14 protein-coding genes are annotated in these 13,229 nt (G+C 59.9%); 6 read left to right on the top strand and 8 right to left on the bottom strand.

Annotation, left to right across the window (positions count from 1 at the left end; genetic code table 11):
* Nucleotides 1–6: 6 nt before the first annotated feature.
* Together dnaG and AC0V6M_RS11245 are read right to left on the bottom strand one after the other, a co-directional pair.
* Nucleotides 7–1,932, bottom strand: coding sequence for a DNA primase (gene dnaG / locus AC0V6M_RS11240; RefSeq protein ID WP_486138890.1), 1,926 nt, complete (start codon nucleotides 1,930–1,932; stop codon nucleotides 7–9).
* 71 nt (nucleotides 1,933–2,003) lie between these two features.
* Nucleotides 2,004–2,468: a GatB/YqeY domain-containing protein gene (locus AC0V6M_RS11245; RefSeq protein ID WP_486138891.1), complete on the bottom strand. Its 465-nt coding sequence runs from the start codon at nucleotides 2,466–2,468 to the stop codon at nucleotides 2,004–2,006.
* Nucleotides 2,469–2,625: 157 nt separating this feature from the next.
* Here AC0V6M_RS11245 and carA point away from each other — a divergent pair, with 157 nt between their 5' ends.
* From carA to greA, 5 genes are all read left to right on the top strand, one after another.
* Nucleotides 2,626–3,807 (top strand): glutamine-hydrolyzing carbamoyl-phosphate synthase small subunit, encoded by a 1,182-nt coding sequence (carA, locus tag AC0V6M_RS11250; RefSeq protein WP_486138892.1) that lies wholly within the window; start codon nucleotides 2,626–2,628, stop codon nucleotides 3,805–3,807.
* Entirely contained in the window at nucleotides 3,804–4,322 is a 519-nt protein-coding gene (locus AC0V6M_RS11255; protein WP_486138893.1) for a hypothetical protein, read from the top strand. The genes carA and AC0V6M_RS11255 overlap by 4 nt, the downstream gene beginning before the upstream one ends.
* Before the next feature lie 2 nt (nucleotides 4,323–4,324).
* Nucleotides 4,325–4,732, top strand: a complete 408-nt coding sequence (locus AC0V6M_RS11260) for a hypothetical protein (protein ID WP_486138894.1) — start codon at nucleotides 4,325–4,327, stop codon at nucleotides 4,730–4,732.
* A 56-nt stretch (nucleotides 4,733–4,788) separates the two neighbouring features.
* Complete coding sequence (gene carB, locus AC0V6M_RS11265) at nucleotides 4,789–8,142, top strand: carbamoyl-phosphate synthase large subunit (RefSeq protein ID WP_486138895.1); 3,354 nt, start codon at nucleotides 4,789–4,791, stop codon at nucleotides 8,140–8,142.
* Nucleotides 8,143–8,255: 113 nt separating this feature from the next.
* A complete protein-coding gene (gene greA, locus AC0V6M_RS11270; RefSeq protein ID WP_486138896.1) occupies nucleotides 8,256–8,732 on the top strand; it encodes a transcription elongation factor GreA in 477 nt (158 codons plus the stop codon).
* Between the two features lie 20 nt (nucleotides 8,733–8,752).
* Here the strand turns inward: greA and AC0V6M_RS11275 are convergent, their stop codons facing one another.
* From AC0V6M_RS11275 to AC0V6M_RS11300, 6 genes are all read right to left on the bottom strand, one after another.
* Complete coding sequence (locus tag AC0V6M_RS11275; protein ID WP_486138897.1) at nucleotides 8,753–9,241, bottom strand: GNAT family N-acetyltransferase; 489 nt, start codon at nucleotides 9,239–9,241, stop codon at nucleotides 8,753–8,755.
* A gap of 29 nt (nucleotides 9,242–9,270) precedes the next feature.
* Nucleotides 9,271–9,501, bottom strand: coding sequence for a DUF4170 domain-containing protein (locus AC0V6M_RS11280; RefSeq protein WP_486138898.1), 231 nt, complete (start codon nucleotides 9,499–9,501; stop codon nucleotides 9,271–9,273).
* A gap of 102 nt (nucleotides 9,502–9,603) precedes the next feature.
* Nucleotides 9,604–10,167, bottom strand: a complete 564-nt coding sequence (locus AC0V6M_RS11285) for a hypothetical protein (protein ID WP_486138899.1) — start codon at nucleotides 10,165–10,167, stop codon at nucleotides 9,604–9,606.
* Nucleotides 10,160–10,612: a hypothetical protein gene (locus AC0V6M_RS11290; protein ID WP_486138900.1), complete on the bottom strand. Its 453-nt coding sequence runs from the start codon at nucleotides 10,610–10,612 to the stop codon at nucleotides 10,160–10,162. The genes AC0V6M_RS11285 and AC0V6M_RS11290 overlap by 8 nt, the downstream gene beginning before the upstream one ends.
* Nucleotides 10,609–11,094, bottom strand: a complete 486-nt coding sequence (locus tag AC0V6M_RS11295; RefSeq protein WP_486138901.1) for a phage holin family protein — start codon at nucleotides 11,092–11,094, stop codon at nucleotides 10,609–10,611. The genes AC0V6M_RS11290 and AC0V6M_RS11295 overlap by 4 nt, the downstream gene beginning before the upstream one ends.
* Nucleotides 11,095–11,117: 23 nt before the next feature.
* Complete coding sequence (locus AC0V6M_RS11300; protein ID WP_486138902.1) at nucleotides 11,118–11,765, bottom strand: hypothetical protein; 648 nt, start codon at nucleotides 11,763–11,765, stop codon at nucleotides 11,118–11,120.
* A gap of 170 nt (nucleotides 11,766–11,935) precedes the next feature.
* Between AC0V6M_RS11300 and eno the strand changes: the two genes are divergently transcribed.
* Nucleotides 11,936–13,222, top strand: coding sequence for a phosphopyruvate hydratase (gene eno, locus AC0V6M_RS11305; RefSeq protein WP_486138903.1), 1,287 nt, complete (start codon nucleotides 11,936–11,938; stop codon nucleotides 13,220–13,222).
* Nucleotides 13,223–13,229 lie beyond the last annotated feature (7 nt).

Here is a 13,229-nt window from a genome sequence, read left to right on the forward strand (position 1 = left end):
TCCCAATTAGTCCGTTCTAAAGTCGCTCGCCGGATCGTCATCTGGCGTCGAGGTTAAATCTGTTGTCGCCGCTTGTGCGGCCTTGCGGCGCCCGAAGGCCTTCAATCGATCATTCAATAATGTCTGGCTTTGTCGTAACCGGGCTTGCTCAGCCATCGATCCCTCAGGGTCTTCGTCAAACCTAGCGATGGTTGCCAATAGCGCAGCATCCAGCGCAGGTCTTTCGACCAGTAACGACACAGCTTCAGCCAATTCCTCGCTCGCATCACTCGGTGTGGTGCCTTCTCTGAGGAAAGCATAACGACTATCGTCCGGTGGGGCGGGAAGGCCTTGCGCCTCTGATATGGCGTTTGTGCCACCCGAATCAAGCGTTTCTGCAAGTTCGAACAAGGATTCCACCAGATCATTTGTTTTCGGGTCGAGCTGAGCGAGCCGTGTGAGCGCCTCTGAGTGGCGCGAAATCTCGTTTGGATGACGGACAAGGCCAGCGATTACGGCGCGCGATAGAGCGTCCCGCATCCCGCCAGACATGGCGCGTTGCAACTGGCCGCGCGCCTCCGCCGATAAAGTTGGATTGCGCGGTTTGCCAAAGCCTTGGCGGCCGCCACTTCCTCTTCCGCTGCGCCAGTTCGAGCCCGATCCGCCGCGCTGTTCCCTTGGCGGGAAGGCAAAGGCGGAATAACGGTCTAGCAATTCGCGGCGGTAAAGGGCCGCAATGTCGCCGTGCCCGATGGTGTCGACATGATCGAGCAGGCGTTTCTTAAGACCCGCCTTGGCTTCGGGACTATCGAGAGGCTGCGCATCGCGCTCAAATTGCCACAAAGTTTCTAGCAGGCTGGCGGGTTCGCTCAGCAATTTCTCCATCGCCTGCGGGCCGCTTTTGGCGATCAGATCATCTGGGTCCATGCCGCTGGGCAGGCGCACAATGTTGAGCGAACGCCCCGGCGCAAGCATCGGTAAAGCGCGGCCAATTGCGCGCATCGCCGCCTTTTGTCCCGCATTGTCGCCATCAAAGCACAGGGTCGGCACTTCGACCATGCGCCACAGCATTTCCAGCCGCATCTCGGTCAGCGCCGTGCCGAGTGGGGCGACGGCGTCCTCAAATCCGGCCTGCGCCAGGGCGACCACGTCCATATAGCCTTCGACCACGATCACCCGGTCCGTTTGCCGAGAGGCGGGGGAGGCGCGGTGCAGATTGTAGAGAGTACGGCCTTTATCGAACAGCGGGGTGTCCGGCGAATTGAGGTATTTCGCAATGCCATCACGCTTGCCCAGAATGCGCCCGCCAAAGGCGATCACCCGCCCGCGTGCGTCCTGAATCGGCAGCATGATGCGGCCCCGGAACCGATCGTATTTGGTGCCGTCATCGGTGGCGATCCGCATGCCGGTCTCGACCAGCATCGTCTCGTCAAACTTGGATAGCGCACCAGCGAGTGCCTGTTTGTTTTCAGGCGCATAGCCGAAGCCGAATTCATCCAGCACTTGGCGGGTGAGACCGCGGCCTTTCAGATATTCCTGAGCCTCGCGCACCTCTCCGCTCGATCCGCTGCGCAGATTGTCCATAAACCATTGCTGCGCGTCGGTAGTCACATCGATCAGGCTGGCGCGCTTTTCCGCCTTCTTTGCCGCCACGGGGTCTGGCGCGGGAACTTCCATCCCGGCCTCGGCCGCCAGTTCCTTCACCGCATCCATAAAGCCCATGCCGCGCTGGTCAGTCATCCACCGGATCACATCGCCATGCGCACCGCAGCCAAAGCAGTGGTAGAAGCCCTTTTGATCATTGACCGTAAAGCTGGGCGATTTCTCGTCGTGAAACGGGCAGCAGGCCTTCCATTCGCGCCCGGCCTTTTGCAGCTTGTCGGTGCGCATGATGACCGTCGACAGCGTCACCCGCGCGCGCAGTTCGTCCAGCCATTGCGGGGAAAGTGCCATAAGAGGAAAATGCGCCTAGTCGCCGCCGCAATCAAGCGCGGCTTGTGGAACAATCTGTGCGTGATCGCGCCCTAAGAAAGCGCCGCCTTAACCAGCCCGCTCGCCATTCCGCCATCGAGCAGCGCGCCGTGGCGCTTTTTCAGCTCGCCCATGACCCGGCCCATATCTTTCATGCTGTCCGCGCCAAGCTCTGCCTTGATCGCGGCGATGGCGGCGGCGGTTTTTTCCTCGCTCATCATCGTCGGCAGGAATTCTTCGATGATGCTCAGCTCTGCCTGTTCCTTCGCGGCCAGTTCCGCGCGTCCGCCGTCCTCATACATGGTGATCGATTCGCGCCGTTGCTTCGCCATTTTCTGCAGGACTGAGGTCACCAGCTCATCATCCGGTGTCTCTTTGCCCGATGTGCGCATTTCAATGTCGCGATCCTTAATCTTGGCCGAGATCTGGCGCAGGGTCGCTGTGCGTTCCTTTTCGCCCGCTTTCATTGCAGTAATCGTGGCCGCCTTAATTGTGTCGCGCATGGTACCTTCAGGCATCGTCTGGGTCTTCTTTTCGTCTAAGCTGTGGATGATTGAGTGTTTGGCCGCGCTCTAACGTGTTTCAGCCCGCTCGACTAGGTTGACGTGGCGGCCACTGCGCCCTAGCTGCTGGGTCTTAGCGACATTGCTGGAAACCACTGACTCGGAGCGCCCTATGGCCGACACCGCATCTTCTCGCGCGCAACCCACCGGCGCGACGGGAGTCCTTGTTTTGGCCGATGGTTCGGTGATCTGGGGACGCGGCTTTGGCGCCGCCGGTGAAAACGTCGGCGAGGTCTGCTTCAACACGTCGATGACCGGCTATCAAGAGGTGATGACTGATCCCAGCTATGCGGCGCAGATCGTGACGTTCACTTTCCCGCATATCGGCAATGTCGGCACCAATGGCGAAGACATCGAAAGCCAGGTTGAGGGCGCGGTTGGCTGCGTGGTGCGCGAGGATGTGACAGAGCCATCAAACTTCCGTTCCGCCGAACGCTTTACCGAATGGATGACGGCCAATGGCAAGATCGGTCTGGCAGGGGTTGATACCCGCGCGCTGACCCGCCGCATCCGCCTGTCCGGCGCGCCCAACGCCGTGATCTCGCATTCGCCCAGTGGCACGTTCGACATTCCAGCATTGATCAAGCGCGCGCAGGATTGGGCTGGGCTAGAGGGCATGGACCTCGCCAGCCGCGTCTCTCGCGAGGCGCAAGAGAACTGGGAAGGCGGATATTGGCGCCTGGGCCACGGTTATGGCCGCGCGGCGTTTGACGCGACCCCGCATGTGGTTGCGATTGATTACGGAGCGAAGGACAACATCTTCCGCAATCTGGTGCGGGCCGGCGCGAAAGTGACCGTGGTGCCCGCGCAGACCTCACTGGAGGATATTCTCGCGCTATCACCGGACGGCGTATTCCTGTCCAACGGGCCGGGCGATCCGGCGGCAACGGGCGAGTTCGCGGTGCCGGTGATCAAGGCTCTGCTGGAGCGTGATATGCCGCTGTTCGGCATTTGCTTGGGCCACCAGATGCTGGCGCTGGCCGCAGGCGCAAAGACGGTGAAAATGCACCAGGGCCACCGCGGCGCGAACCACCCGGTTCAACGCGTGGGCGAAGGCTGGGGCGAGACACTCGAGCTGGTCGAGATCACCAGCATGAACCACGGTTTTGCGGTGGATGCAGATAGTCTGCCGGACACGCTTGAGCAGACACACGTATCGCTGTTCGATGGCTCCAATTGCGGTATCGCGGTTAAGGGCAAGCGTGCATTCGGCGTGCAATACCACCCAGAGGCCTCGCCGGGCCCACAAGACAGCTTCTACCTGTTTGAGAAATTCGTTGGGGACTTGGGGTGAACTCCACGGACCCTCGCTTTGCACTCTTGGTCAGCCTTTTGCTCCTTTCCGCCTGCGATAACCCCTTCGCAAACAAAGATTGGCGTGAGGTTGAGGAGACCGCTGAGGAATGCGCGGCGCGTTTGTCTGGCAAAGTTGAAGTGAAGCAATTGCTGGAGGCGGCAGAGGGGCAGGTCGTACCGACCTATGCGTTCGACATCACCAAGATGGAGCTGATGGCGATCAATGAGATGATTGTTCCGGCCTCCGGGGACTCGCGCGGCTCGCTGCGGACGTCTGCCTTTGGCGCGACTGCGCCGCCTGTCGCCGCTTTTATGGAGCTGAGCGTGACCGAAGACGGCGCGTTTTATTTTGGCGACGATCCCTCGCTTTACCGCGTGCGCGGCGAGGCCATGCCGGGTAATCAGGTGCTGTCCACCGGTTGCGCCATGCAAAAGCCGGGAATGCGCCTGATCAGTTTCAAGCTTCAGAATTCAAGCGGTGGCGACGCCGAAGCGGCAGAGGCAGAGGGCTAACCATGCTAAATTGCACAAAGCTCCTGCTCTCCTGCATATGCGCGGCATTGTTCGTCAGCGGTTCAGCCTGCGCCGCGCCGGCGAAGCAAGAGCAATATCTGGTCGAAGACTATGACGCGGCCATGCATGATGATGCTATCCCGGCCACCGCGCGTTACCAGATCGAAATTCACTCTGGCGGGGGCATTCCTGGAACAGCGGGTGCGGACCAATATTACCGCGAGCCGAAGAATGTGCTCCAGGCGATTGTTGATCAGTGCCAGCTTGGCCGGACGATTTATTCGCAGGCGACCGATGGCGTTTCATTGCTCACGATAGTGGACCCGAAACTGTCTGAAGAGAAGGTCGCCTGTATCCGCTCAGCCGAAGATGTCGGTCTACGCCTTAGAGATTGGGGCAATGACGGATGATCACCGCCGCCATGCCTCTCACCTACCACAACCATCCTTTTAAGGGTCACGCCTAGATGCCCAAACGCAGCGACATATCCTCCATTCTCGTCATTGGTGCCGGGCCGATCATCATCGGTCAGGCGTGCGAGTTCGATTACTCGGGCACTCAGGCGATTAAGGCGCTGAAAGAGGAAGGGTACCGGGTCATTCTGGTCAATTCCAATCCGGCCACGATCATGACCGATCCGGAATTTGCCGACCGCACCTATGTGGAGCCGATCACGCCAGAGATCGTCACCAAGATCATCGAGAAAGAGCGCGCGGCGCATCCCGATGAGAAAATGGCCTTGCTGCCGACGATGGGCGGGCAAACGGCGCTTAACTGTGCGCTCGCGCTGGATGCGGATGGCACGCTGGAGAAATTTGGCGTTGAGATGATCGGCGCGAAGGCAGATGCGATCGACAAGGCGGAGAACCGCCAGCGCTTCCGCGATGCGATGGATGCCATCGGCCTAGAAAGCGCGCGTAGCGGCGTCGCCAATACGCTGGAGGAAGCGCGCGAAATTCTGGAGCGCACTGGTCTGCCATCGATCATCCGGCCCAGCTTCACGCTTGGCGGCACAGGCGGCGGCATCGCCTATAACAAGGCGGAGTTCGACAAGATCGTCTCCGAAGGGCTCGACGCATCGCCCACCACCGAGGTTCTGATCGAGGAATCGCTGCTCGGTTGGAAAGAATATGAGATGGAGGTCGTGCGCGACCGCAAGGACAATTGCATCATCATCTGCTCGATTGAAAATGTCGATGCGATGGGCGTGCACACTGGAGACAGCATCACGGTCGCCCCGGCGCTGACGCTGACCGACAAAGAATATCAGATCATGCGCACGGCCAGCCTCAATGTGTTGCGCGAGATTGGCGTGGAAACCGGTGGGTCGAACGTGCAGTTTGCGGTCAATCCCAAGGATGGCCGCCTGATCGTGATCGAGATGAACCCGCGCGTGTCGCGCTCATCCGCGCTGGCTTCCAAAGCCACCGGCTTCCCGATTGCCCGCGTCGCGGCGAAATTGGCGGTGGGATACACGCTGGACGAGATCACCAATGAGATCACCGGCGCGACCCCGGCCAGCTTTGAACCGACGATTGACTATGTCGTCACGAAAATCCCGCGCTTTGCCTTTGAGAAATTCAAAGGGTCAGAGGCGAAGCTTTCCACCGCGATGAAGTCGGTCGGCGAAGTGATGGCGATTGGCCGCAACTTTCAGGAATCGATGCAAAAGGCATTGCGCGGTCTGGAAACCGGGCTTGACGGGTTCAACCGCGTCCGCGAGCTGGAAGGAGTGAGCCGCGATGTCGTCACCGCCGCGCTCAGTCAGCGCACACCGGACCGCCTGCTGAACGTTGCTCAGGCGATGCGCGAGGGCATGACGCCCGAAGATATTCAGCCGATCACCGGATATGACATGTGGTTCCTGCGCCAGATTGAGGCGATCGTCGCGGCAGAGAATGACATTGCTCAAAATGGCTTGCCGCAAGATGCGGACGGGCTGCGCGCGCTCAAAGCGATGGGCTTTTCCGACAAGCGGCTGGCGACTTTGGCGGTGCGTTCCGTCGGCGTTGCGGGCGGCATGGCAGAGACGCAGGCGAAACGCAGCGGGCTGCTGCATGATGCGCTGCACGCGATGGCCGGGGCGACGAGCGAAGACGAAGTGCGCGCGCTGCGCGAACGGCTGGGCGTGCGCCCGGTGTTTAAGCGGATCGACAGCCGCGCCGCCGAGTTTGAGGCGATCACGGCCTATATGTACTCAACCTATGAGGCGCCGACATTTGGAGAGCCGGAGTGCGAGGCGGACCCATCGGATCGCAAGAAGATCGTCATTCTCGGCGGCGGTCCCAACCGCATCGGGCAAGGGATCGAGTTCGATTATTGCTGCGTGCACGCCTGCTTCGCGCTGGAAGAGGTTGGGTTTGAGACCATCATGGTCAATTGCAATCCAGAGACCGTTTCGACCGACTACGACACATCGGACCGGCTCTATTTTGAGCCGCTGACAGCGGAAGATGTGCTCGAGATTTTGCGGGTTGAACAATCCACCGGCGAGTTGGTGGGTGTGATCGTGCAGTTTGGCGGGCAAACCCCGCTGAAGCTTGCGCAAGCGCTGGAAGATGCGGGCATCCCGATCCTAGGCACATCGCCCGATGCGATTGATCTGGCCGAAGACCGTGAGCGCTTTGCCAAGCTGGTGAACAAGCTAAACCTGAAGCAGCCAGCCAATGGCATTGCTCGCAGCCGCGATGAAGCCGCGGCTGTCGCAGCGCATATCGGCTATCCGGTGCTGCTGAGGCCATCCTATGTGCTGGGCGGACGGGCGATGGAAATCGTCGATTCCGAGGCGCAGCTTGATGATTACATCAACACCGCCGTCAACGTTTCGGGCGAGAGCCCTGTGCTGATCGACCAATATCTGCGCGATGCGATCGAATGCGATGTCGATGCTTTGTGCGATGGCGATGAAGTGCGTGTCGCCGCCGTCATGCAGCATATCGAAGAGGCGGGCGTGCATTCCGGCGATAGCGCCTGCACACTGCCGCCCTATTCGCTGCCGCCAGAAACCATCGCTGAAATGGAGCGTCAGGCAGAAGCGCTGGCATTTGCGCTGGGCGTGCGCGGCCTGATGAACATTCAATTCGCGGTAAAGGAAGAGGGCGACAAGCAGGTTGTCTATTTGATCGAGGTGAACCCGCGCGCCAGCCGCACGGTGCCGTTCGTGGCCAAAGCCATTGGGCAGCCGGTCGCTAAGATCGCTGCGCGTATAATGGCGGGCGAGAAACTGGCGGACTTCCCAGCCTTCCGCCGCGATCTACCCTATATGGCGATTAAGGAGGCGGTGTTCCCATTCGCTCGCTTCCCAGGCGCTGACCCGATCCTGACCCCGGAAATGAAATCAACCGGCGAAGTGATGGGCATCGACACCAATTTCGAGGCAGCCTTCCTCAAGTCGCAGCTGGGCGCGGGCATGACCCTTCCACGCGAAGGCACTGTGTTTGTCTCGGTCAAGAACAGCGACAAGAGCGTGATCGTTCCCGCTGTGCGCGGCATGATCGACAAGGGCTTCAAAGTGGTCGCGACTGGCGGCACTCAGACCTATCTGGCCGAGCAGGGGCTTGCGGTTGAGAAGGTCAACAAGGTCGCAGAGGGCCAGCCGCATATTGTCGATAAGATCATCGATGGCGAGATCGCGCTGATCTTCAACACCACCGAGGGTTGGCAATCGCTGCGGGACTCCAAATCGATCCGTGCCACCGCTTTGGAAAAGAAGGTTCCGTACTACACGACGGCCACCGCATCGAAGGCTGCGGCGGCGGCAATTGGCGCTGTAAAGCCAAGCCAGCTTGAAGTCCGCGCATTGCAGGACTATTATAGCTAAGTAATACAGCGAAGTTTCCCGACATTTCGATGCAATCTCGCCGCCTCAGCAGAAGCGGTGATGCATGAAATGACCCATATTTTCGGGTACTTACGTCAATAGAAAGAGACGGAATGGCGACGATGGAAAAAGTTCCAATGCTGGCTGAGGGCTATGAGCGGCTAACCACCGATCTGAAGGCTTTGCGTGATGAACGCCCGAAAATTGTTGATGCGATCGAAGAAGCTCGTGCGCATGGCGATCTGTCGGAGAACGCGGAATATCACGCTGCAAAAGAGCGTCAGGGCCAAGTTGAAGCCATGATTGGCGATATCGAGAGCAAGGTCAGCCGCGCTCAGATTATCGACCCGTCGACGCTTACCGGTGACAAAATCGTATTCGGCGCGACCGTCACCTTGCTCGACGATGATGATAAGCCAATCAAGTATCAGATCGTCGGTGAGACCGAAGCTGATGCCGCCGCCGGTCGCATTTCGTTCAGTTCGCCATTGGCGCGCGCGATGATTGGCAAGCAGGTCGAAGACGAGATCGAAGTAACTGTGCCGTCTGGTGACAAGTTCTACCTCGTCGACAAGATCGAGTTCATCTAAATTCTGCAGGCGAAGCTGCTCTAGGTGAGCGGCTTTTCCATGGCGAAGTTGTGGATTGGCACGCCGTCTAATTTAAAGTCACGGCGATGCTGAACCACGTAACCTGCACGCTCAAACGCGGCGCGGGCGAGTTCGCTTGCCTCGGTGAAGAGCCGGAAGATGCCTTGCTCGCGTGCGTGTCTTTCCGCAGCGCTCAGAACGGCTTCGGCTAGGCCGCGCCGCGTGTGGTCCGGGTTGCAATAGAGGTGATCGAGGTGGCCGCCGTCCTCCGCTGAAATCTCCAGCAGCGAATAGGCCTGAGCCACATCATCTGTGTCAGCAGCGATGAAGATTGCCGCGCCCGCCGCCACACGCTCGCGAAACCGTTCGCCGCCCGGCACGCGGCCAGCCCAAGCATCAATTTGCTCTGGCGAATAGGCGCGGGAGCCGATTGCAAGGATCGCGGCCTGCATGATTTCGGCGAGCCGATCCGCATCGGCATCGCCGTATGGACGGATGGTGTATTCCATCGCGCTTGGACCCACTCTTGAGAAGTCGCTTAGGCGTCAGGCGTGAGTAGGTGGTGGATGTGCACCACCACATATTTCATCTCAGCATCATCGACGGTGCGCTGAGCCTGGGCGCGCCAGGCCTCTTCCGCGGCATCATAGCTGCTGAAAACGCCGACAACGTGGATGCTTTCTGGATCGGCGAACTCGATCCCGCGAGGGTCCGTCACGCGGCCACCCATGACGAGGTGGAGCTTCTGGGTTGGAGTGGTTTCTTCCATGTTTGGCGCCTTTCCTTGGGGAGCAAGAATGTCTCCGCGCGCCTTAAAGCAAGCGTGGCTGCGCGCAAGTCCTGCGCATTAACACATGGAGCGACGTGGCGCTCAGCGGGTGACGCGGCCCTTGATGTCGCGCACCGCGCGCTCTGCCTTGCGCGTCGCCCGGCGAGAGATCGCGCGCGTCGTATCGCTGGCGCTGCCCACTACATGGCTAGCATCGCGTTTCAACTCGCGGGCTTTGGCGGTGCCAGCATCACTCAAGTCTTCGATTGCATCCTGCTCGCTTTGCGCGGCGTCCATCGCGCTATCGATCGCATTAATTCCGTAAGCAATCACCGCGTCGCCGATCAGCGAGAGCACCTCGTTGCTGCGTTTCTTGGCACCATTGAGAGAGGCGGTTTTGATGCTCTCCGCGCCTTTCTTCGCGCCGTTGACTGCACCCTTGGCGGCCTTACCAGCCGCTTGGCGGCCCGGCTTCGTCATCATGCCAATCGCCAGGCCCGCTGCGACCGCGCCACCAATCGCCACAGCGGGGTTTTTCTTGATGAACTCGCCTGCCGCGCTCGCCGCCTCTGCTGCATCATCGCCGATGGTGCGCTTCGCATTGCGGCGCTCGCTGGCTTCGATTTTGGCGCGCAGCTCGTCGCGCTTGTCGGCTGTGTCAGTCATTGTCGTCTCCGGGTATTGTCTCGCTGAGCGCATCCTCAGGGGAAGGGGCTGGGTCCTCTGCGGCTATCTCAATCTCGGCGATTTCTTCGCCATCATCCAATGCGCCATCTTCTGAGGCTTCTGCCTCAAGGCTATCCTCGATCTCGTCACCGTCTTCGCCGGCTCCGATCAGCTCCAGGCCGAGCCCTTCTAGGATGGGGCCGCGCGCAAACCACAGAGCGATTGCGCCAAACAACGCCGCGATAATGCCGCGATTGTCGCTCGCAGCTTCGCCAGCATCGCCCAGCGCGTCTTTCGCGCCCGTGCCAATGCGGCGGACGGTGCGCTCTGCCAGCCCCTTGCCGGACAGGCCGGTTTTGAGGTGGGTGATGTCATCCTTGAGCGCGGCGAGGGCCGCGTCGCGCAGCGCGCGGTCTTCAAGGAATTGCTCATCCAGCTTGCTCATGCCTCGTAATCGCCTTTGAACAACGCGACGAGGCCCAGAGCATTGCTGCGGACCAGCAGCAGTAGTCCGATCACACCGAGCAGCAGAACGCCGACGACGATACCAATCGCGCCCCAGATCGTGACCAACGGCTCGAGTGCAATCACCATGCCGACAGCCAAGGCGATGAACATCAAATGCAGCAGGATAAGCGCCAGGATCGCAAAGGCGATCGCGCCGCCGACCTTGCGACCGGCCAGCCCTGCGCGCCGTTTCTGAAACGCGAGCTCTGCCTCGGCATAGGTGCGCCCATCATCGATCAGCGCAGCGATCTCTTCGGTTAGAGATTCGCTGAATTCATCGTCATCTGTGTTGTCGGGCAAGGGGGCGTCAACGTCATCAGGCACAGTCTCGCTTCCCACCGGGCTTAGGCCCGCTGGCGCAGCATCTGGGTGAGGATTTTCATCCTCTCCCAGACGTTCTGGCTGTTTGTCATCGCGCATGCACAGCCCCTTGCAAGCGCAGATTAATCGTTAGAGCCGCGGAACATGCGCGCGATCAGGAAGCCTGCGACGGCAGCCAGACCAACGGCAACGCCGGGGCTCTTGCGGACCATTTCGCGGGCATCTTCGCCCAGCTCATCCACGCTCTTCGCATCGAGCTTTGCCGATGCTTCGACCAAAGTGCGCGAGGCCTTGCGGGCGTAATCGCCATATTGCTCGCCAAAACGCTCATCGATTTGAGCGGCCGTATCGCCAACAACGCGGCCAACTGATGCGATTGCGTCGCTGGTTGCGGCCTTGCCGTCCGTGGCCAGTTCGCTCGCCTTGGTTTTGGCTTGATCGCCATAGGCTTTGGCGTCTGCCACCAAATCGTCACTCTTATTCATTGCATTCTCCCGGTAAGATCCAGCGCGTGTCCCAGCCTCAGCGCGCAGTGCGGCTGCGCCTGCTTTGGCCTCTTCTAGCGCTGCGTTAAAACGGCTTTTCGCCTCAGTACGGTGCTCGCTGCCAGTTTCAACCGGCACGGCAGGCATTTTCTCAGCCGATTTCGCGGTTGCGCCGGTTTTCTTCGGTGCAGCCTTCTTGGCAGTCGATGCCTTCTTCGCTGGAGCCTTCTTGGCCGTGGTCTTGCTGCTCTTTGCAGCGGGTTTGGTCTTCTTTGCGTCAGCCATAGGTCTGTTTTGATCCTCCAGATACGTATTCACAGCGGATGTGTAGGGGCACATTCGCTTCAATAGTTCAACGCGCCTTGCGCGGAATTGATCCGAAGCATAGAGCGCACCTGCTCCCATTATATGGGGGTGTCTTAGTAATATACAACACATTCTCTCCGGAGCAAAACATGACTGCGATTATCGATCTGCACGGCCGCGAAATTCTGGACAGCCGGGGCAACCCAACCGTTGAAGTGGATGTGTTGCTGGATGACGGCAGCTTTGGCCGGGCTGCGGTGCCTTCAGGGGCATCGACGGGCGCCTATGAAGCGGTTGAACTGAGAGATGGCGATGCGGCGCGTTACAAGGGCAAGGGCGTGCTGAAAGCGGTTGATGCGGTGAACGGTGAGATCGCAGAGATGCTGGACGGCCTGCACGCCGAGGATCAGCGCGATATCGACATGGCGATGATCGCTTTGGATGGAACAGAGAACAAGGGCCGCCTTGGCGCGAACGCGATCCTGGGTGTCAGCCTGGCTGTGGCGAAAGCGGCTGCGAATGCGCGCGGCCTGCCGCTGTTCTCATACCTCGGCGGGGTTTCGGCCCACCGCCTGCCCGTGCCGATGATGAACATCATTAATGGCGGCGAGCACGCGGACAACCCGATCGATATTCAAGAATTCATGGTGATGCCAGTTGGCGCGCCAACTTTGGCCGAGGCGGTGCGCTGGGGCTCTGAGATTTTTCATACGCTTAAGAAAGGGCTGTCCGACAAGGGGCTCGCGACATCCGTCGGCGATGAAGGCGGCTTTGCCCCTGATCTTGCGAGCACGCGTGCTGCGCTCGATTTCATCATGGCCTCGGTTGAGCAAGCTGGCTTTACCCCCGGCAAAGACGTGGTCCTCGCACTCGATTGCGCCGCGACCGAGTTTTACCGCGACGGTAAATACGAAATCTCGGGCGAGGGCGTTTCGCTGGACGGTCCGGGCATGGCCGACTATCTGGCGAAACTGTGCGCAGACTATCCGATCCGCTCCATCGAAGACGGTATGGATGAAGATGACTTTGACGGTTGGGCGGCTCTGACGCAGGCGGTCGGCGACAAAGTTCAACTGGTCGGCGATGATCTCTTCGTGACCAATCCGGCGCGCTTGGAAATGGGCATTGCGAAGGGGCTGGCAAACTCGCTGCTGGTGAAGGTCAACCAGATCGGCACGCTTACCGAAACGCTGGCTGCGGTCGATATGGCGCACCGCGCGAGCTACACCTCGGTGATGAGCCACCGTTCGGGTGAAACCGAAGATTCCACCATCGCGGACCTGGCTGTTGCGACCAATTGCGGGCAGATCAAAACGGGCTCGCTTGCCCGCTCTGACCGTCTCGCGAAGTACAACCAGTTGATCCGAATTGAGGAAGAGCTGGGAGCGAGCGCTGCCTATGCTGGGATGGGCTGCTTCGGTTCGCTGAACGCGTAGACCTCAC

The sequence above is a fragment of the Erythrobacter sp. JB3-1 genome, assembly GCF_057364995.1.